A 19,730-nucleotide genomic window follows, 5' to 3' on the forward strand; every position below is an offset into this window, starting at 1 on the left:
TCGCGTGCGATATGTGTCAGTAACGTGTCAGAATGCACCCGCTTATCGAAGTCCGGCGGTGCTTTTCCCATATAAGGAAAGCACCGCTCGTCATTTGATGAGTACTCCATTGCATATGCGGTTGCAGCATCCTCGTCGCGCAGACCGGGGCAGCCGACATCGACAGTGGACGCCTGCCGCCGCAGGCCAAAAATATAAGACCACTATCAAAGAGGAAAATAATGAAGCGCTTCCAACTCACGGCCCTGGCTGCCGCCAGCTTTGCCGTTGCCGCGCCGGCCATGGCACAGAGCAACGTCACGCTGTACGGTGTGATCGACGCCGGCATCGGCTATGTCAACAATGTCGCCAGCGGCCTCGGCCCGACGGCCAAGGGTGCACACAACCTCCAGGCCGTGAGCGGCATCGGTCAAGGCAACCGCTGGGGCCTGAAGGGTTCGGAAGACCTGGGCGGCGGTCTGAAGGCAGTGTTCGTGCTCGAGAACGGCTTCAGCCTGACCAACGGCACCTCGCTCCAGAACGGTCGCATGTTTGGCCGTCAGGCGTACGTGGGCCTGCAAAGCACGCAAGCCGGTACCGTGACGATCGGTCGCCAGTACGACTCCGTGGTCGACTTCGTGAGCCCGATCACGTCGGCCAAACAGTGGGCGACGCAGTACGGCGCGCACATTGGCGACATCGACAACCTGTACAACTCGTTCCGCGTCAACAACTCGGTCAAGTACACGAGCGCGAACTACAACGGGTTCTCGTTCGGCGGCCTGTATGGCTTCAGCAACGAAGCCAATAACGGCAACGGCACGGGCGCATCGCACAACAGCGCGTTCAGCCTGGGTGCTTCGTACGCCAACGGCCCGTTGACGGCGGCCCTCGGCTACATGCACCTCTCGGCACCGGGTAGCCAGACGACCGCGACGGTCAACGCAAACGGCGCCGTCAGCACCGACTACAGCAGCGCCACGGACATCTTCTACACGAACGCCGTCGACAAGCATGACATCGCTGCCGCTGGGGTTTCATACCAGATCCAGGCCGCTACCGTCGGCTTCGTGTACAGCTATGCCAAGGTGCGTTACACGAACCAGTCGTCGATCCGCGTGAACACGTTCGAGCTGAACGGCAAGTACCAATTCACGCCGAACATGCTGGGCGGTCTGGCGTTCATTTACAGCGATGGCAGCGTGGGCGGTGCTACGCAACTGACCAACATCACGAAGGGCACCAAGCCGCGTTGGTTCCAGGTCAACCTCGGTGGCGTGTACTCGTTTAGCAAGCGCACCGAGTCGTACCTGACGGGCGTCTACCAGCGCGCGACGGGCGATGCCATCGTGGCAGCGATCGACAACGTGGGCGGCCCGACGGGCAATGGCGCACAGTCGCAAATCGCCGTGGTTGCCGGTCTGCGTCACAAGTTCTAAGCAGGCTTTCAGGCCCGATCATGCGGTGTTTCACGCGTGAGCCGGGCCAGAGTGGGGGCGAGGCCAGTCTTTGTCCCTACCCGCAACGGGCTCCGCCATCCGCTGGCGGGGCCCGTTGTTCATGGAGGGTGTTGAAAACGAGTGCATTCGGCGCCATTTTTATGTATAATCACGACCTTGTCCAAAATATGGGCATTGCGGGAAGCGGGGCTCACTGACGAACGATGAGTTTTCCGCTTCGCCATTAGTCAACCGTTCAGCCAGTCTGGAAGGCGCGACGCAGGGTTCGCGGATAGCGAGCAAGGTGTCGAATGCCAGTCGGGAGATCGCAGAGGAGGTGATTCGCGGTCCCGCCGGATGTGGTGTAGCGCAGTCCGTAGCAAGTCCGTTCGTCGCGCCTGGCAGGAGAAACCTCCGGCAGGGCGGTGAATGGTGTATTTGCACGGCATATTAAACTCTCGGCTCTCCTGAGCTAAATCACTTACGAGATATCGCATGACCCGTATCGTCCTCAAGGAAAACGAATCCGTTGACATCGCAATCCGCCGCTTCCGCCGCGCTATCGATGCCACGGGCCTGATCAAGGAAGTCAAGGCACGTGCTGCTTACGAAAAGCCGACGACGGAACGCAAGCGCAAGAAGGCTGCTGCCGTGTCGCGTCTGCGTAAGCGTCTGCGCAGCCAGACCCTGAAGAAGAAGATGTACTAAGCACGCTATTGCGCCAATCAGGCGCAATGCAGTGTGAAGTATGAGAAAACCCGCCGTTTGGCGGGTTTTTTTATGGGCAGACGCGATGCTCGATTTGCTACACTCGTGGCCGTCGCGGCCTGTTGCGCCTCATCCCCTGATTCCCCACAAATTCCTATGAAAACGTTGACCTTCGCTGCGCTCGACACGCTGACCGAGCAAGCCACGCAGTCGCCTCGTGCTCGCATGAACCAGAACATGCACGAGTCGCTGGACGAATCGATTCAGCGGCTGGCCATTGCCATGGAGCCGGCGACGTACATTCGTCCGCACCTGCACCATCACACATGGGAGTTGCTCACTGCGCTGCGTGGCCGCTTCATCGTGCTGACGTTCGACGAAGCGGGCGTCGTCACCGACCGCAAGGTGTTGGGGGACGATACGAGCGTGGTCGAGACACCCGTCGGCAAGCACCACACTGTGCTGTCGCTCGACCCGGGCGCCGTGATTTTCGAAGTGAAGCACGGTCCTTACCGTCCGTTTGTCGAAGCCGATTACGCAAGCTGGTCGGCGCCGGCGGATACGCCCGAAGCGGCTGCGTTCATGGAATGGGTCAAGACGGCGCAGGTCGGTCAGCGCTGGGCCGCGTCAACGTGAAGTTCGCGCAATAGTGTGAAATCAAGATCGCGCCACGGGCCGCCGAACGGGGCGCCGTGAGCGTGATAGATACTCAGCGAGTCCAGCCTTGAAATGCCGTGGCCATGGCGAGGAGTGCCTTGGCGGCGGAGTCCACTGCGCGTGGCCAATCGTTGGTGGCTGAGGCCAGCCGAAAACTGCCTGGATCGGTCGGACCGGTCGCATCGACAGGATCGCCCACGCCGGCGACGCTGGCCAGTGACTCCGGGCTGAAATACGTGTCGTAGCGGGCGTCGTGACGAACCGGTCCGGCGCGCGTATCCCCCAGGCGCCAGACCGGCACTCCCAGGCCTTCGGCGAGATGCGTGTGGGCTGCGTCCAGCGAAATCACCAGATCCAGATTGTCGATGAGCGACGCCTCGTCGGCCAGATCGTCGCAGTCGGCTCGCCAGTCGATCCAGTCCACCGATTCCGGCAGGACGGCATCGGACGCACCGTCCCCCGGCTGCCCTAATGGCACCCACGAAACGCCGGGCACGCGCAGCAGCGGCGCCAGCGAACTGAAGCGTGCGCCACCCGGCGTCGGGCTCGTCGGTACCTTGCCATCCAGCGCTTGCAGTCCCGCAAACCCTACACAGAACCCGTGCTGAGCGGCAGCGGCCAGCCGGTCGCGCCAATGGCGCGCTGCTGTCGCGGCCACGCGCAGGAACGGGCGTCCGGCGTGCGCATGGGCGGCTTGTGGCCCCAGGGCGCGAGCGAGGGAGCCGATTGGGCTGCGCAGATCCCAGTCCGACACGTCGCGAGGCATGCGCGAGAGCACGACCACACGCTCCCCCATCGACCATTCGACAAGTCGCCGTGCGCTTGCCGGGCCAACGAATCCGACCTTACCGAAGCGGGCGGCTGCGGTTTCCAGATGACGGAGTTGGCTGACCATCTCGGTGTCGTGAGCGGTACCGATCACCAGCAGATGTTGATGAAGCGTGTCGCCGCCGCCCGACCAATTGGGCAGCGGGCAGTCCGGATGCGGGCTGAGTACGGCACCCACCCGGGCCCAGGCGTGCGCAATGGCATTGACGGTGGGTACCTCGCCGGAGTCCGGTGTCGTGGGCGGGGCGGCGCGCTGCGAAGGCTTCGTCATACGAATCCTGGCATCGAGAAAAACACAATGAACGGCGGGGTCGCGGCGCCCGACGGCGGGTGCAGCAACGTAACACCTACGAAATGTGGGGGGGAGGCGCGTTGTAAATGATAGAGAAGGGCGGGCCGCCAGTCGGCGTGCGGCCTTTGCTGACGGTGCCGATTCGTTTGCTGGACGGGAAAATATTTGAGCCGTGAAGCAGAGGAGACCGAAAAGAATGCGCCCGGACGCGAGAAGCATCGATTCGGCGTGTGCTACGCGATGGAGAAGGCGGCGGAGAGGGGGGCTTTAATCCGCGAGGGCGGTAAAGGGGCGGGTGGTTTGCGCAGCGGGCAAACGTGACGAACTCCTCAAACCTGCAAGCACAGCAGGTTCGAGGAGAGGCGGGGAACCCGAAAAGAAATTACTTCTTCTTTTTGACGGTCTTCTTGGCGGGTGCGGGAGTGTCGTCGTCCTGGACGGCGAGTTGACCGCCCGTGCCGAGGCCACCGGCAACGGTTTGTTGCTTGTAGTTCTTCACGGCGCGCACGACGTTGTTATAAGAGTCGGTGAATGCGGCCACGATGACCTTACCTTCGGCGGTGTTCGAGTAGCCGCCGAGCGAGCCGCCGGCCGAGCTGCCGACAATGCGGCCGAGCGCGCCGAAGTCCATGGCGCTGGCGCTGCCTTCTGCGGCGGCGATCTGCACGCTGGAGCGGTTATCGATGACGGTGAGCAGCGTGCTGGCTTCCTTCGAGTTCATGCTGCCGGCGAGGGCGCCGATGGCCGAACCGATGCCGCCGGGCAGGAGGCCGGCGATGCTGGCTCCGGCACCGCCGGCGTTGTTGTTCGTGAACGTGATCGACGGGCTGATTGCGTAGTCGGCGGCGACCATCTTGCCCTTGCCGAAGTTCGACTTGTTGCGCAGTTCACCCGAATCCTGCAGGGCGCGCTCACCCATGATCGTGTTCATGCCACGGCCGCGGTCGACCACGACGAAGCAGTTCGACTGCTGGACGAGCAGCTTGAGCACCGGCACCGTGGAGCCGAGCTTGTATTGGCCGGTCAGCACGCCGTACCAGGGCGCAGACGTGTCTTCGATCACTGCGATCGTACCCAGCGGGCGGTCGCACTTCTCGAGCGTCGAGTTAGCGTTTTCGGAGTTTGCGCCGCCGGCCGAACCGGTCGCCGCGGTCTTGGCGCTGCTACTCCCCATGTTCATGGACGAGCAACCCGCCATGACGCCGGCTGCAAGCAGCAGCCCGGTGATTTTTACGAGATGGTGTGCCATTTTCCTAGTTCTTTAGAATGTTGTTCTGGAAATCGGCGGCGCTGCCTCGCCCCGTCTGACATTGGGTGTGGGCCATATCGGTGACGCCGCCTAATGCCAGGAGTCCAAAAAAGCAGGAGTAGAAAGCGAGATACAGTAGGACTCCTATGCTGAAATGCTCCGTAAGAACATTCCGCGCCGCATGCTAGCACGGCCGTAAATCGCTCGTGGCCTATCAAAAATCATAGGGATTACGAAAGGATTAGGACGGAGCTTCCGCAGGTCTTAAGCGAGGATTAGGGAGAAACCATGAGTGGATCGACGGTCGCCACAAGGTGGCTGTATTGCTCCCATCTCTTTCTGTAGAGGGATGACGAATCCGCGACCGGAAAGCGAGCCTGAATGCCGGGAATGACGGACAAATAAAAAGCCCCGCACAGCGATCGCCGTGCGGGGCTTTTCAATCGTTCGCAGCACCTTCCGGTGCATTTTCTGGTCCCCCCGACAGGAATCGAACCTGTATCTAGCGCTTAGGAGGCACTCGTTCTATCCATTGAACTACAGGGAGAGACTGGATTCTATCCAGTAGCGCGACGTCCTTTGAAATCAAGGGCATCGCCTTATTCTACGGGGCTTTCCGGGCGGTTGTGATACCCCTACAGTATCACTCCAGATCACTCCGCAACCTGCTGTTTCACGTCGCCGTTGCTACACTTTTGCTACAGCAAGGAGGGCGACAGTGGCATCGATTGTGCAGGTAGGAACGCGTTGGCGCGCTCAAGTCCGACGCGAGGGCAAGAGTATATCAAAAACGTTTCGGACGAAGGCGCAGGCCTCCACATGGGCACGCGAAATTGAGGTAGCGGTTGATGAAGGCAGGAATCTGGACAAGGTGTCGGCCAAGGCGCTGGTGCCCGCGATCATTGCGCACTACCGGTTGTTGCGGGAGGAATCGAAGCGTCCGGTGCGGGCGAAGTCGACAGAGGATTACACGCTGAAGCAGCTAGCGGAGCACTTCAACGGGGTCACGATAGCTGAGCTCACGCCGAAGACGCTTGTGAAGTTCGCTCAGGCACGGCATAGAGCCGGGGCAGGGGCGGCTACCGTGAATATGGATATCTTGAAGCTCGGGACTGTTCTGCGGCACACGGCGAGTTTCTTGGACTTCGACTTGCCGGATGTGATTGGCAAGGCTCGGCCAATGCTTCATCACCTGAGGCTGATCGGCGCTGCGGGGAAGCGGGAGCGTCGGCCGACGGCTGACGAGATCGCGAGAATCATGGCGTGGGATAGGGAGCATCCGGAGTACACGTTGCCGCTGGCCGATGTCATTGAGATCAATGGACAGTCGGGATTCCGGCGTGGCGAAATTTTCCGCATCGAATGGCGTGATTTGGATGAGATTAACCGGATGGTGCTTGTGCGTGATCGCAAGGATCCACGCAACAAGGTCGGGAATCATGAATGGGTGCCGCTGATTGGGACGTCGCTGGACGTGATCAAGCGGCAGTCCAAGATTGGCGGCGAACATCGCATCTTTCCGTTTTCGCCTCAGACGGCCAGCAAGTATTTCAAGATGGCGTGTGATGCCAAAGGTATTCACGACCTCCGCCTACACGATCTCCGGCACGAAGCAACAAGTGCGCTATTTGAAGCGGGTTGGGGTATTGCCGAGGTCGCCGGTGTTACCGGGCATAAGGATTGGCGGCATTTGAAGCGGTACACGAACCTTCAACCTGAAGATCTGGCCGAAAAGGGGAAGTTGCTTCCGTTTCGAAAGCGCTCCGCTGCGTGAAGTGGGATCGCAGGGAAATAGCCCGCCGACCAGTCGCATTTTGCTATGCCTGGTCGGCGGGATTGCGATCATCATCCCGCACACGATGTTTTACGAGTGCCCGAAACAGATGGATGCAGACGTTGTAGATAATGACGGCCGCAATCAACTGCAAAATCATCTGAGCAGCGATGTAAAAATCCTCGGGTGATTCAGTGCCGGCCCATACGTACATCGTGACGAACACGTCGTAATAGGCGTCTAGCGGAACGTCTATGTAGCGAATTGCCAGAAACCAGACAAATACAAAAAGTAGAGTCTTGATGACCTTACGGGCAAGTGTTTCCATGAGCAATGACATCGATCCAGCCATAAGCATTAAGCCCCGAGTCTCGGGCGTGAACGGCGGGAGTATTCAGGAGGGCGCGCCGGACAGTCGCGAAATCCGAGAGATTCGGCATTGTTATGCAGCCAAGCGACAAGCCACGACCACCAACGGGGTGTAGGCGAAAATTCCCTCGCCGCACTCCGTCGATCCACGTGAAGTCGTCAATCATCCCATCGTCTCGGTAGAGCGCGAACCATTCGCGTCGATCTACGGCAGTACCGCGCGCGGTTCCCCAGAGATCAAGAGCAGTTGCCCACGCCCGAGATCCTAATCCGCCGGTCGGCCGGTCGACGATCCAATATCGTCCGGCTGGAATCGGTCCGTTACCGAGCACTAAGGTACACCCGCCGCGATTTCGGTAAACGCCGTTACCCGAAAACGCCATGAACGCGCCAATTCCTCCGAAGTTAAGTGGTGCAAGGGGTTGCTCGTTAATGACAAAATTTCCTTGAATTGGCATCTCTACAGTCCGGCAGTTCGATGGAGTAATGTTTTCGATCTGATGCGATCAGCGAGTCTCCCACGAGTCGGAATACTCAATATTTCCATCGACGTAACGCCACGTGATTCGCTCATACATCAGGCTCACCGATTCCGCCGGGCTCAGGCTCAGCGAATCGGTCATCTTGATGTTCGTCATGCTCGGATTGATCGACGAGACTCGCACCCCTTCAAGGCTCATGACGAAATACAGCTTTTCCTTCCCGCTATGAGCAATTCGGTACCAATGTAGTTCGGCAGATTGAAGGGTTTGACCTGTCGCGACGGCTTTGTAGAGATAGGGGGAAGACGCATCGAATTCCTTTTCAAGCATCATCGGCGCATGTTGCCGAGTCCCGGTGCTCTTTCCGTTCTGTGAATCGATGGGGAGCCGCAATCCGTGACTAAAACTGATGACTTCAATGCTTCCATCGCGACCGCTAACAGTTGAGGAGCCTTTGATCGCCGTGCCGCCGCCGTCCTTGAGCCACAGGTGCGCAGGAATTCCCATATCCAATATCTCCACGTAAAAGGCGTAATGCTTTGCAGGAGCTGGGAATTGAAACGCATAGCGGGACACCGAGCAAGAAGGAATAGTCCCAAATGCATTGCTCGGTGTGCTTGACTGATTAGGTTCGTTATGCGAATCGATACGATTGGCTTCGTAAAAACTGAGTGCTAATCCTGTGACATCACATGCGATCTCGCTTGCTTCGTCATTTCGTCGAGATAGTCAGCCAGCGCGTCATATGGTGCGAATCTCCGCCCGCCCTCCGAATATGTAGCGACGGGAAAAGTGTTTGCACTGATCTGGTTTCGGATGGTGCCCTCGGCGATGTCAAGCACCGTGGCCAGTTGAGAGATGCTGAGACGGATACCGAATTGCTCCAGTAAGTACGCTCGGGTCATAAGACTCATCTTGCAAATGTCCTTTTTCTGTGAGGGGAGCGACCGTTGGTCGCGCAGCGTGTAGATTTCGCTCAACCTTCCCGAGTGGCCAGCCAGAAGCACCCAAGCCCCTGATTCCAAAATGCTTGGCAGTTGTCCAACTTCGCGCCAGCCTCTCGCGCCGCTTCAAACGCCGTCACGATGGCCTTCACTGGGTCGTCGCTCAAGATGTGGTCGATGGGGTGTCGCTCGGGGATAGTGATGCCGCGACTCGACCAATAGCGCTTCTCGTTCATTTTGTGCTCTGCGAAGTCCTTGGTGAGGTACTTGCCGAGATAGGCGGCTAGCTTGTGCTGCTGTCCGTTCCGCCGAAACGGATTGCGGACATTGACGTTGCCGTTGTCCTCCCCAACGATGGATATCCAAATCGCACGTAGCACCCGGTAGTTCTGTCGTCCCTTCACCGCGATGTGTAGATGCCACGCCCCTCGCTTTTGACGTTCTGGGACAGCCACGTACTGGAAGTCCTGAATCTTGTTCAACCGGCGACGTAGTGCGTCGAAGTGGCGCTTGAGGCGCTCCTTGTCCTGCATGTTCTCGCGGTAGGTCAACGTGATCATGCGATCTGCACCGATTGCCTTACAACGCAATCTGACCTGGCGTTTGGCTCGTTGGGCGGACGCCATTTGGTTATCTTCCGAATTTTCAGATTCGCCGCGCTTCGCTCTTGGCATCGCGTGAAGCGCCTGAGCGCCCATGTAGCGGTCGAATCGGGTGACTGTGACCTCCACCTGACCCCCTCCAAAATTCCGCCCTCTTACAAGCCACTCCCTCCGGAAGGCGGCATCGTTCCCTAGAATTGGTTCCTGCATGGCAGATCCTCCTCTGTCATGTGTCATTGCGGAGAAAGTCTTGGCCCCGGTGTATTTCTGCCGGGGCATTTTTTCATCCGGACTTAGATGTGTTTGTGTCTTGATTGCGTAGGCTTTGTTACCTCCTTTGACGCTGAGTGTTACGGATATAAATTTAGGGCGCGCTTCGCGCGCCCCCGCCGTCCTCGACCCTGCGGGCGGCGGCGGTCGCGCGAAGCGTCCCTTCCTCTCCATGAAACGCCACGTTGCCGGCGAGGGCGGAAAGACTGTTTTCAGTGAGGGGATGTGTGGTCGACGGCATCGCTTCGGCTGACGGCAGTGGTGCAACCCGCTGCTCGGTCGCGCGAGCCGCGCTGAGTCGCGCGTCAACGGCCTGGACGTTGCAGCTGCGCCCGTGCGCCGAGGCTTCGGCATCAGCGCCGACACTCCCGACGCTAGACGGTCTGACGCGCTCCACCTGGAGGACGAGGAGGATTTCCGTGTTTGAGGATGTGTCGGAGCGGCTGTCGAGGAATCTGGGTAGGAAAGCTAGGCCCGTGGTGTTGTCGGATGCCTTGTTGGTTGTTAGCCCGCCGATCAGGATGACGTCGCCGTCCTGTGTGCTGATTTCCGTACTCACTTCCCGTGTGTTCAGCGTTGGTGACTTGTTGACGCCCGTTGTCGTCTTCACGAAGTCGCTGATTTGCTGCGTGACGTGCAGATCGATGACGCAATCCTTCACCGTTGGGCGCAGCTCGAAGATGACCCCGGACGAGTGGTATTCCACCGATTGAACCGGTTCGCCACCACCACGGGGGTAGGACACGGACTTGAGGACAGGCACCTTTTGCCCCACGGTCAGCTTGCCGCGCGCTCCGGAACGAATGCGCAGATTCGGGCTGTTGATGACCTGAAATCGTGTGTCTTTCGATAGGGCTGAGAACACCGTGTTAACGTCTCCAGCTCGGATACGAACGGCGTTGCTCAGCTTCTCGCCGCCCATTTGGATCGACAGCCCCAAGCCTTTCGACAGCAGATCCAAGGCGAGCTGGAACGCGGAGCCATGCTCTGTAGATTGTGTGACTTCATACGCGGTGGCGCGCACGGCGACTTCACCCACCGGCGTATCGACCTGGGGCAACAGGCCTTGTAGCGTGACGATTTCGGCCCGCGTGCCACGGAAGACGAGCGTGTCGCCCTTCTGATCGATGAGCATCGCTGCGGACCCGTCGGGAATGTTGCCGCCTGCTCGACTGTCTGGCGGCGCAGTCACTTCACGGTTCATCGTGAACTGGCCTCGAAATACCGGCCTGACAAGGTTTGCGAGATAGGAGGTATCGCGGTACTGAGGGCGATAAACGTAAGTGGCTCGTTGCTCTGCCAAGTCGTCGACGCTTGATCGCTTCGATACGAAGTCGATGCCGTGTCGTTGTTCGATCCCGAATCCGAGAGAGTCCAGGGTAGTAGCGAGGAACTGGCGCACGTTTCCGCGCTTCGCATCGAATCTGACGAAGACCGTTCGCTGGTCGTTGAGGACGTCCGGGGCGATGACGTAGGGTGTCTTGATGACTTCGCTGTACAGCAGCGAGACGAGCTGCCCGACGTTGACGAACTGAAAATCAAAATCCCCGGCAAACGCGCGGTTGTTAAGGCTGAGCGTCGGTGTCTTCCGAACTCTCTCTGACGGAGGCGGGCGGCGCTCGACGTTGTCCCAGACCTCCGGACCGTCATCGTGAAGCGCTGGACCTCGGTAGTCGATTGGCGCGGGCACGATACGAAGTTCGTCCGCGAAGGTCTGAGCCGAGGCAACTAGCAATGTTGTGACGATGACTCGCTTCATTGCGTCTCTCCAAACAGGCGAGACGTGGGCTTTTGACCGGACCACGTTGTGACCACTTGGCCATCGACTTCACCGATGATCGCAAAACCGCTATTGCGGAACACCAATGGAGACTCGACGCGCAGGCGACCGATGTTGTCGCTGAGCACGACGTAGCGTTTGCCCGCGACCGAATACTGTCCCGCGACCCTCCATCGCTCGCTGAACGACGGCAGGCGGGGTGTGTAGTCCAATGGCACGCCCGCCGGGGCCGACGGGGTGGCATCAGGGGTAACGATGTTGGTAAGCGGCTCCTCGGTTTTCGGATGAAAGAACCGCCAAAGTAATGCGCCGATGCCGATCCAGCAGCATAGGAAGAAGACGGCCGTCATCCATAGCTTTGGGCTTCGCAGCATGTTCTGGCGTGCATCTATCGCGCGCTCTTTCCCTTTACCGCCTGCATAGGACTGATACAGGGGGAAGATCGCTTTGTCATACGTCATGGTGCTGCTGCCTAGTCTCGCAGCTTTTGTGAGCCTGCTACCGCCAAACATCTCAAGGCGATAGCGATTGCCCAGTCCCAACTCCTTGAGCTTCTTCGTGACGAACGTGACCTCAATTACCGAGCGCAGCTGCCGATGGAGATCCGTGATGGACTGGATCATCAATGCGACGTCGCACGTCTGCCCCGTGTCCGGATGTGCGTAATGCCTGTGCATACGGAAGAAGCGCATATGTTCCGGGCTGATCTTGTGCGAGACAGACCAGAACTCCCAAGCTTCATCGATTGCCACCAGATCGCCCGGTCTGACGAGAGACTCAATGTCAGGCCTCGTCTCGTCGGGAAAGAAGTCGTCTTTGAGAACGTCCGGATTTGAAATCGGAATCACCGGCCCCAAGCTTTCCGGGTCCGCCTTCTTGACGTCTATGCAGTAAGCGCGAATGGCGTCCACGTCGATACCGTCAATGTTGGTCACGACGCGACGACCAGCCAAAACGGCTGGCACGATGACGTTGCCGACCACCTCATAGCTTTTCCCCGACCCCATAAGGCCGGTGTACGCGTTGATTGCCATAGCGCTTACCCGATGATCGGCAGCCGCCGAATCAGAAACCTTGCGGCAATGGCGCTAATGACTATCGGCACACCTTCCGATACGGCGAATAGATCGAGCCAGTACCAGACGCCGCTAGGGATGCCTGCGAAAGCCTCGTTGAGCGTGGAGACCTTCGGGAAGAAGCTGCTCGACTTGATGGCCGCGACGAGCTCAGTGACGACGTACCAGAGCGCGAAGAAGGTTGCCCACTTCACAACCGACGAACGGAACATGAAGCCGAGCAGGGCGTTCAGCGCGAAGCCGATGATGGAAAATAGCGGCATAGCGACCTCAGGCAGACAAAACAATCAGAAGCGCCATGATTGCGAACGCAGCAAGCATGACCTGGCGGAGTTGTGGTCCGATGCGCTCAGCAATTTCGCAATGCGCGTCGATTGGGATCGAGTGATCGAAGACATTGAGCGTCGTGCGTGGGCAGCTCCCGCCGTGCGACGGCATCGTCCATGAGGTGAATTCGGACGTCAGACCGACCAATGGGTCGAGGATCATCTTCGCGGTGGGCGGTTCTTCCAACGTCGGCGGAGCGACTTCCGGCGCATTCCCCAACTCGACTTCGACCTTGACCCGATTGCCGATGTCGACAGTTGGACGGTTGACGACGTTGACGTCTTGCACGCCGTCAGTGTTCTTGTCACGGTTCTTGTTTGGATCAGTCGTTTCGTCGGGATCGCGTGCCTTGTCTGGGTTCGTTTCCGTCACGGGTTTGGGCCGTCCTTGCGGATCGGTTTCCGGGTCTGTTTGTGGGTTCGGATCCTGTCTTGGCCGGATGCGCGGCGATATCGGCACTTTCTTATCGTCCGGCGGATTGGCGGGTTCGATCACATCCCCGATGTACGGGACTTTGCGCGGATTCTGTTTGATCCAGATTTCAACCTCTTCTTCGGTGACCGGCTCCGTGTCCCGGTAGGGCAGTCCCACGTAGTTGGCGGTTTCTGCCGCCTGCTGCCAAGATTCATCGACGATCTCGGCAAGCGTCTTGGGGCTGATCGGCATTTTCAGGATGTCGCGGTTCATGTCGGCAACTGCCGCATCCAGATCGGGATACACCTTTGCTGTCCTAACCCGATTCAAGCCGTGAAAAGCGTCGCGGGTAATGTGGAACACCTCGGGATTGAGCTTCAGCGTGACCCACTCGAACTTTTCGAGGCAGGAGGGCGGAGCGTCCCGGCAAAAGAGATGCTTGTTGGTCCACATGCGTTCGGCGAAACCTGCGAATTCACCGTCCGCATCGAAGGTTTCAATGATTCGCAGTTGCGGGTCTGGATCGCCCGGCCCGAACTCCCAACGCGTCCGCAGTTCTTCTAGCTCTGCGATTGAGTTAAAGGGGATGTGGATTGCGTGCTCTGAATATTCGACAGAGATACCGGTGGACACCGATGGTGCTAGCGGGAACTGGTGGCAAGCGACCTGTGTGCGCTCGGGCGAGCATCCGGGTGTTCTATAGACGTGGGCACCGAGGCGTCTAAGGCGTTCGAAAAGCGGTTCGCCAGTGGGGGACGTTTCGACCCCGGAGTAAGGCGGCAGCGTGACAGGATTCTTTTGCGGCAGCTTGCTTACCACCGCGATGGACCCGTCGTATGTCTGCCCGATGGCGACTTCGGCAGCCCCCAGCGTCGCAATTAACTGAGTACCCATGCCACCGATACCGAGTCCCACGAGGATAGTCAGCCAAACTGGAGCGCCAGCAAGCGACATACCAACGCCGGCAGCGGTCGAGACGACATTAAGTGCCGTGCTGTTTGTGGAGATGGTTTCTAGAGTGGCGATGACGCGAGCATCGTTGGCCGCAAAGCCTCGGGATGCGGCAACACGAGTGATGACGCCCGCGATTGCGCGATTCATCGCGAAGTTGGCGACAGGGAGCGCTTGTGCGGCGGCGGGTTGCTGCGAAAGAAGCGTCAGGAGAGTGAGCGCGACTATCGTTCGCTTCATCGTCATCCCCTCAAACCTTGTACGACTGCCCATCCGCATACGATTCCCCAAATGAAGAAAGCCAGATCCCACAATTCTTGCGACGGCATGTTGTTTGGCGGTGTCCCTTGCTAGTGATGCAATGCGCAGCAATTCACGGCCGAGCGTCCGACACGCGCGCTAGGACGCTCGGCCTCATGTGGTGCTTACCCCTTAATCACGGCGAGGACAATCTTCGCGCCACGCAAAGTGGCGTACACCGTGGCCATTGCCAATGCGACGGCAAGGATTGCAGCGGAAGTCGAACCCATGCTGATACCCGACGTCAGTGCGGAAAGGTCCGGGCCAGTGGCCTCTCCCGCTGCGTTAGCAAAGCAGGATGCGGTAGCCAGTGCGACGCCGATGCTTGCTTGTGCGCGGATCGAGCGGAGGCGTTGAAGTGCTTTCTTCATAGGTGTTTCCTCAAGTTGAAATGCCGGGAAGCGCCCGGCGCGCTGGCTCACCCTCGGCGGATAAAACCGAGCAGTGCGCCCAGATGAGCACTCACGAACCAAAGTCCGACGACGGTTGTGAATGCCAATGTCCAGAAGCCCGCCAGTAGAGCGGTATCGAGTGACGTGACGGGCGAGTTGGTAAGAGCTGCTTTCGGATCGATCGAGACCACAGCGAACTGCTGCCCGTCTTGTGGCGGGCAGAACTCACGGTCAATTGCAGTTGCTGCGATGAATGGATGGGAGGGTTTGCAAGCCAGCACACGGATTCCGTGGTCTGTCATGCTCGTGTCCCGCATGTGCGTTGCTGACGCTTTGCCGGGGAAATCAACTTCGGAAGCAAACGCCCGTCGTAGTCCCTGATGCGGGCGACTAGTGAGCGCAAGGACTTGCACACAAACTGAACACCATCCGGACGCGTCCAGATGAAGCCCTTTCCGACCTTGATCAAACGGCGCAGCGGCAGCTTGAGGCGCATCTGGCACCACGGCCGACAAGGTGTCGGATGTACGCGTGGCGCACGCCTCGATTTACGGCGTGCTTGGCATGAGCCGCCGAGCAGGCTGAGTGATAACTGCTGGAACATCGCAACCCCCAATATCAATCACAGCCATATGGCTGTGACAGTGCGAAAAACGCGGCGGAGGGCCGGATGTGTGAAACGAGTAGCGTGTCTAGATGGCGCAGCGAAACGTGGACGCCGTCAGGCGGTCGGTTTGCTGGAAGCGGCGGGGCGTGTATTACTTGCGTGGGGGTGCAGCGCTACAATGCACGGAACCAAGTGACCATCCATCGATTGCGTGAAGGCGAATTCCGCGAGGTATTCGCCTTTGGTCGTTTCTTTGAGACCGTCGGGCAGCATGACGCGGCCAACGACGGCTTGATCGCCTTCGCTCGTCGATTGGTAGAGCACGCACTGTGCGGTACGCATGTCGTATGGACGGCCAGTCTTGCTAGAGATGCCTTCGAGTCGCGTGACGTCGATGATGATGAGCTTTTGCTTGCTGGTCATAAGGTCTCCGCTTGCAGTGAACGGTAGGCAAGTCAGCCGCGCTACAGATGCCTAGAAATTAGACATGCCTAAGGTATAGGTTTCCATGTCTGGAACGTATTTGGGGAAATTCCGATATGCGTGAGCGTATCTGCGAGCTCATCGAGCACGTCACCGCCCCTGACCGATGTTGGCGAGAAATGGAGGGCTTCACGGGCATTCCGTCGAAGCGATGGCAGAACGTCGCCCGTGATCTTCAGCGCCCAACATCAGAAATGATTGAGGCAATTGGCCAAGTCTGGCCGCAGTTCGCGTTCTGGTTAGTTGCGGGACGCACTGACGAGGCCAGCGGGCATATCTCGCCCGCGCTGGAGCAAACGGCTCGGGACTTAAGCAATCGTCGGAAGGCTGGGTAGTCGCAGCCAAGGTGTTAAACCGTTGGTTGCAGCGGCGTAAGCCGCGATAACGTTTCATGAAAGAGTCCCTGTCGTCGCATTGCGGTGTGCTATGCCGATGCGGCGTTGGGGGCGACTGGCAGTTGTTCTACTTGATGTCGTCGCTTTACGTTGGAAGGTGTACGGCGAACGCTGTGTGGTGCTGCAAACCCATCGGCGTTCTAGGCGGTTGAGCCGCTAAGGAAAACAGCAAGATCGTTCATCGGCTCCCGGCAAATTGCCGGTTAGAAGTATCGTAGCCCGTCGCAGTCACTCTCCGGACATGGCTCGTCATGCTCGAAGGCCTTGAGCCGCGAGCATGTTCACGGGTTCAGAAAGCAAAATGCCTCTCGCAATGAGAGGCATCAAGTACGTGGTGAAGCGTAACAACTTCAAGAGAGCAGGAGCGGTGCGTTTCCTGCAAAACTCAGATCGTCATCCAACTGCTGCGTTACATCGAGAACTTCGTCTGCGAGGTCGCCTAACTGCTCGAAGTATGCGCTGGTGAATTCCGAGGGAATGGCTTCCGCACTTTCTTGATTGGCCGCGACCATGCAAAGCGCGACGAGTCGTTCGGAAAGGCAGTGCAGTTTGTCGAGGGAGTCGCGAACTGCGACAGGGGTAGATACGAGAGAGGTCATGCTGTGTCCTCATGCTAACCGTTTCAATCCTGCCCCTCGTACGACGAGAGGGGGTGGGCAGGCACTGGACTGGGTTAGCGGACCGCTGTTCAGTAGGATTAGGCGGCACACCCGAAGGTGTCCCAGCCCAGGCCTGCCCGTTGGCTTTCGAGGGCATGCATGAGACCGCACACGAAGCCGCGATGCATTGCGGCTGTGTGCCCTACAGAACGATCGGACCGCTAAGCCCGGCCACGTTTGGGACGTGACGAGAACAAGCTTACAGAGACCGCACGCAGGCAACAAGAACGCGGGCGGCAAATTATGTGCGATGGGCAGGAATTCGGATTGGTCTTAGGCGAAGGTAAGGATATTTCCCCCGCAAGCGCTATTTGCGTGTCGGTATTGAGGTTACGCAAAGTCTTCGGCCGTCTACTCGAAGCGTTTTTCGTACTCAGACTGCGTGTGTGTCAGCAGCAGTGCGATTCAGAATATCTTGAATGGCCCCGCATCTAAGCATCAACTCGTCGAACGTCACGTTGCTCTCGACCAGAACGTCATCTTCGATCATGGCGCTGTAGTCCGTCCAAAGCGCGTCCTTTGCTGGCCCTTCCGGCACGATTCGCAGACCTCCTGACACGGCCCGTTGATAATCGATCACGTTTCCATCGCTGTCTTTCTCGATGAAGAAGCAGGACTTGTGCTCAGCCACCATCGACGCGACACCCATGTCCGCAAGAACGCTATCGAATTGATTGCTGTCGGCAATCGACATCAAGTCGTGCCAGTGGCGCGCATAGCGCTCGCCTCGGATTCTTCCTTGCGCGCAATAGACGTGGGCAGCGGTTGCCTTTTCCCAGAAGGTCCGGGACAAGTTCATGACGAGTGGGGTTGCATCAGGGAATGAGACGCTATCCAAAATCCCGTCCATGTCGCACCGCACGGGCATTTCGGCGTGGGGCTCTCCGGTTGCGCGTCCGCCGAATTCCAGTCTGACGACTGGGGCGACATACCCCGTTCCGCTTGCGAGCGCCGGGTAACTGAGCAAAACGGTGTCCGTGCAGTCTTCGGCAAGTCCGACCGTTGCGTCGAGTCCTTCGCGGGTGAGGCCGTCGCTGATAACAGGGAGCACCTGTTCATTGATCCACGTAGGAAGTGCGCGCCGGACGGCGGCTGTCCATTTGCTGGACTGGCTGCGGCTTGATGGAAGCGATGCGCCCTCCGGGACCAGATCCGGAATCAAGCGGCGGATGTCGTATGTGAGGTCAACGTCTTCGGAGAAGCGATCAATGAGGTTGTATGCTTTGGATAGAGATGTTCCACCCTTGAAGGTGAGGTCCGTTGCTAACGCCGACGTGAACAGCGCGCGCAAGACCCACACCACCCATACGTCTTTTTCCAACAGATGAGTGGGCCTGCCGGTCTGCGCGCTGGAAAAGACTAAGGCTTCGTATTGCTCGTCCGTGCTGAGATCAAAGTAATACTCAGCCACGCAACGACTCCTGTCCTATTGCCTTCGCCATCCAAGCTGGAAGGGCCGCGCGTGCGGACGTGAGCGTGTTCCAGTCGTCTGCCGACAATCGTTTATGGAGCGCGCTTAACGACTTGGTCACGTGGGCTTGGCCCATCCACGCCAGTGCCCGTACAGCGTCTCCCGCCGGTCCGCTTCCTAATGCAAGCATCCATTGCGGTGCATGCTTTATCGCTACCACTGACCGTCCGAGCCGAAGTTTCCGGTTTCGACCAGACGATAAAAATACCTCACGAGTCGGGACTTGCTGCGTAAGTCCGAGGGCATTTGCCGAATTTGCGCCGTGAGACACCACGACTTCGCCTGACCTTTCCGCGAACGCTTGTACAACCTTTTCGGGCGCCGGTGGGCGAGTGCCAAACCTACCCGGAATCGGTGAAACGTACACGCCACGGGCTACCCGAAGAAGCTCACCAGATTTCGTAAGGCGCGAAAACGCTTGATCAATAGCCGCCCGACTTCCCAAATGCAGGAATTCTTTGGGCGACAGGACGCCGCCCTCAGAAAGCGAGCTGGCGTGCAGGCGAATGGTTTCGGGTAGCTTAGTCATCGATGAGATCCATTTTGTCAGATATTGTACTCTAGTTTCTGACATTCAATCCGAAGCTTCTGAGTCGTGGTGGCTCGCTCGCCTGCTTTGCGACTCACGCGAGTGAGGTCATTGCGCTCGGTATCCCAATTTCTCGGTTTTCCTCGAATTTTTCCGTGGCGTTAGCGACACCAGGCGATGTGCAAATCCCCATCGACGAAACCAATGCCAACGCCCTCGCGCGATTTCAGCACGCGAGTCATGTCATCGTCGATCTCCAACAATGTCCGAAGAAGGGAACGGATGGCCAAGAGGCATTCTTCCCAGGCATCGCCAGAAAAAATGATGGGGATTCGGAGCGCTCGGTCGATAGGTTCCCACACCTCGTTGCAAGCCCAGTCTGGGTCGGTCAGATCGAACATGCCGGCTCCAACTATTTCGACTGCAAACTTTGCATTGTCAATATTGGTTAGCTCGAAAAGATTAAAGGCAAACGCCCTCACGGACATCGGCACCCCGCGTTCCAACGCACGCCGGAGCCATTGACTAAATTCGATGCTGAATGGTTGTTCGCTAGTATTCATTCTTGAGGGGGCGGCTACGTTGCATGTTTTTCTTACTCGTTGGTCTTGCCGCGTTCAAGCGTCCGTTTCCGACCCAAAGCGGTACTTGGTGAATTGGGGGGTGCCCCTATGTAGTTCGTCAAGCACTGGTGGCAGTTTTGGGTTGATAAAAAGTGCCGTCGCGCAGCATGGCAAAAAGGACGTCGCAGCG

21 protein-coding genes and 1 tRNA gene are annotated in these 19,730 nt (G+C 58.5%); 4 read left to right on the forward strand and 18 right to left on the reverse strand.

All coding sequences use genetic code 11. The annotated features are described in order from the left end of the window. Positions 1-221: 221 nt before the first annotated feature. The 3 genes from ACIPHM_RS23600 (at position 222) to ACIPHM_RS23610 (ending at position 2,762) form a co-directional block, all read left to right on the forward strand. The gene (locus ACIPHM_RS23600) at positions 222-1,418 is read left to right on the forward strand and encodes a porin (protein ID WP_400333821.1); all 1,197 of its coding nucleotides are present in this window, start codon (positions 222-224) and stop codon (positions 1,416-1,418) included. Positions 1,419-1,913: 495 nt separating this feature from the next. Beyond that, positions 1,914-2,126, forward strand: coding sequence for a 30S ribosomal protein S21 (rpsU, locus tag ACIPHM_RS23605; protein ID WP_400333824.1), 213 nt, complete (start codon positions 1,914-1,916; stop codon positions 2,124-2,126). Between the two features lie 156 nt (positions 2,127-2,282). Further along, complete coding sequence (locus ACIPHM_RS23610; protein WP_400333827.1) at positions 2,283-2,762, forward strand: WbuC family cupin fold metalloprotein; 480 nt, start codon at positions 2,283-2,285, stop codon at positions 2,760-2,762. Between the two features lie 73 nt (positions 2,763-2,835). Here the strand turns inward: ACIPHM_RS23610 and ACIPHM_RS23615 are convergent, their stop codons facing one another. From ACIPHM_RS23615 to ACIPHM_RS23625, 3 genes are all read right to left on the reverse strand, one after another. Next, positions 2,836-3,882 carry a hypothetical protein gene (locus ACIPHM_RS23615; RefSeq protein WP_400333830.1) on the reverse strand — a complete coding sequence of 349 codons (1,047 nt, stop codon included), beginning with the start codon at positions 3,880-3,882 and terminating at the stop codon, positions 2,836-2,838. A gap of 403 nt (positions 3,883-4,285) precedes the next feature. Continuing rightward, positions 4,286-5,152 (reverse strand): CsgG/HfaB family protein, encoded by an 867-nt coding sequence (locus tag ACIPHM_RS23620; RefSeq protein ID WP_400333833.1) that lies wholly within the window; start codon positions 5,150-5,152, stop codon positions 4,286-4,288. Positions 5,153-5,624: 472 nt separating this feature from the next. Continuing rightward, a tRNA-Arg gene (locus ACIPHM_RS23625) sits at positions 5,625-5,699 on the reverse strand. A 171-nt stretch (positions 5,700-5,870) separates the two neighbouring features. On the opposite strand from ACIPHM_RS23625, the gene ACIPHM_RS23630 reads away from it, so the two are divergent. Continuing rightward, positions 5,871-6,926 (forward strand): tyrosine-type recombinase/integrase, encoded by a 1,056-nt coding sequence (locus ACIPHM_RS23630; RefSeq protein WP_400333835.1) that lies wholly within the window; start codon positions 5,871-5,873, stop codon positions 6,924-6,926. A 43-nt stretch (positions 6,927-6,969) separates the two neighbouring features. Here ACIPHM_RS23630 and ACIPHM_RS23635 read toward each other — a convergent pair whose 3' ends face one another. From ACIPHM_RS23635 to ACIPHM_RS23705, 15 genes are all read right to left on the reverse strand, one after another. After that, positions 6,970-7,254: a hypothetical protein gene (locus ACIPHM_RS23635; RefSeq protein WP_400333838.1), complete on the reverse strand. Its 285-nt coding sequence runs from the start codon at positions 7,252-7,254 to the stop codon at positions 6,970-6,972. Then, positions 7,235-7,753: a DUF2778 domain-containing protein gene (locus tag ACIPHM_RS23640; protein ID WP_400333840.1), complete on the reverse strand. Its 519-nt coding sequence runs from the start codon at positions 7,751-7,753 to the stop codon at positions 7,235-7,237. The genes ACIPHM_RS23635 and ACIPHM_RS23640 overlap by 20 nt, the downstream gene beginning before the upstream one ends. Before the next feature lie 48 nt (positions 7,754-7,801). After that, positions 7,802-8,284, reverse strand: coding sequence for an Hcp family type VI secretion system effector (locus ACIPHM_RS23645; RefSeq protein ID WP_400333842.1), 483 nt, complete (start codon positions 8,282-8,284; stop codon positions 7,802-7,804). A 469-nt stretch (positions 8,285-8,753) separates the two neighbouring features. Then, entirely contained in the window at positions 8,754-9,533 is a 780-nt protein-coding gene (locus ACIPHM_RS23650; RefSeq protein WP_400333845.1) for a hypothetical protein, read from the reverse strand. A gap of 154 nt (positions 9,534-9,687) precedes the next feature. Further along, a complete protein-coding gene (locus ACIPHM_RS23655; RefSeq protein WP_400333847.1) occupies positions 9,688-11,352 on the reverse strand; it encodes a type II secretion system protein GspD in 1,665 nt (554 codons plus the stop codon). Next, positions 11,349-12,407, reverse strand: a complete 1,059-nt coding sequence (locus ACIPHM_RS23660) for a zonular occludens toxin domain-containing protein (RefSeq protein ID WP_400333850.1) — start codon at positions 12,405-12,407, stop codon at positions 11,349-11,351. The genes ACIPHM_RS23655 and ACIPHM_RS23660 overlap by 4 nt, the downstream gene beginning before the upstream one ends. 5 nt (positions 12,408-12,412) lie before the next feature. Beyond that, on the reverse strand, positions 12,413-12,712 hold the full coding sequence (locus tag ACIPHM_RS23665; protein WP_400333852.1) for a DUF2523 family protein: 300 nt from the start codon (positions 12,710-12,712) through the stop codon (positions 12,413-12,415). Between the two features lie 7 nt (positions 12,713-12,719). After that, the gene (locus ACIPHM_RS23670) at positions 12,720-14,381 is read right to left on the reverse strand and encodes a hypothetical protein (RefSeq protein ID WP_400333855.1); all 1,662 of its coding nucleotides are present in this window, start codon (positions 14,379-14,381) and stop codon (positions 12,720-12,722) included. A gap of 185 nt (positions 14,382-14,566) precedes the next feature. Continuing rightward, positions 14,567-14,812, reverse strand: coding sequence for a hypothetical protein (locus ACIPHM_RS23675; RefSeq protein WP_400333857.1), 246 nt, complete (start codon positions 14,810-14,812; stop codon positions 14,567-14,569). 47 nt (positions 14,813-14,859) lie between these two features. Beyond that, positions 14,860-15,135 carry a hypothetical protein gene (locus ACIPHM_RS23680; protein WP_400333860.1) on the reverse strand — a complete coding sequence of 92 codons (276 nt, stop codon included), beginning with the start codon at positions 15,133-15,135 and terminating at the stop codon, positions 14,860-14,862. A 419-nt stretch (positions 15,136-15,554) separates the two neighbouring features. Further along, positions 15,555-15,863: a cellulose synthase gene (locus ACIPHM_RS23685; protein WP_400333863.1), complete on the reverse strand. Its 309-nt coding sequence runs from the start codon at positions 15,861-15,863 to the stop codon at positions 15,555-15,557. An 805-nt stretch (positions 15,864-16,668) separates the two neighbouring features. Further along, positions 16,669-16,917: a hypothetical protein gene (locus ACIPHM_RS23690; protein ID WP_400333866.1), complete on the reverse strand. Its 249-nt coding sequence runs from the start codon at positions 16,915-16,917 to the stop codon at positions 16,669-16,671. A 433-nt stretch (positions 16,918-17,350) separates the two neighbouring features. Next, complete coding sequence (locus ACIPHM_RS23695; RefSeq protein WP_400333869.1) at positions 17,351-18,388, reverse strand: nucleotidyl transferase AbiEii/AbiGii toxin family protein; 1,038 nt, start codon at positions 18,386-18,388, stop codon at positions 17,351-17,353. Further along, on the reverse strand, positions 18,381-18,977 hold the full coding sequence (locus ACIPHM_RS23700; protein ID WP_400333872.1) for a DUF6088 family protein: 597 nt from the start codon (positions 18,975-18,977) through the stop codon (positions 18,381-18,383). The genes ACIPHM_RS23695 and ACIPHM_RS23700 overlap by 8 nt, the downstream gene beginning before the upstream one ends. 161 nt (positions 18,978-19,138) lie before the next feature. Beyond that, complete coding sequence (locus ACIPHM_RS23705) at positions 19,139-19,378, reverse strand: hypothetical protein (protein ID WP_400333875.1); 240 nt, start codon at positions 19,376-19,378, stop codon at positions 19,139-19,141. Positions 19,379-19,730 lie beyond the last annotated feature (352 nt).

The organism is Pandoraea sp. NPDC087047 (assembly GCF_044745225.1).
Classification (GTDB): Bacteria; Pseudomonadota; Gammaproteobacteria; order Burkholderiales; family Burkholderiaceae; genus Pandoraea.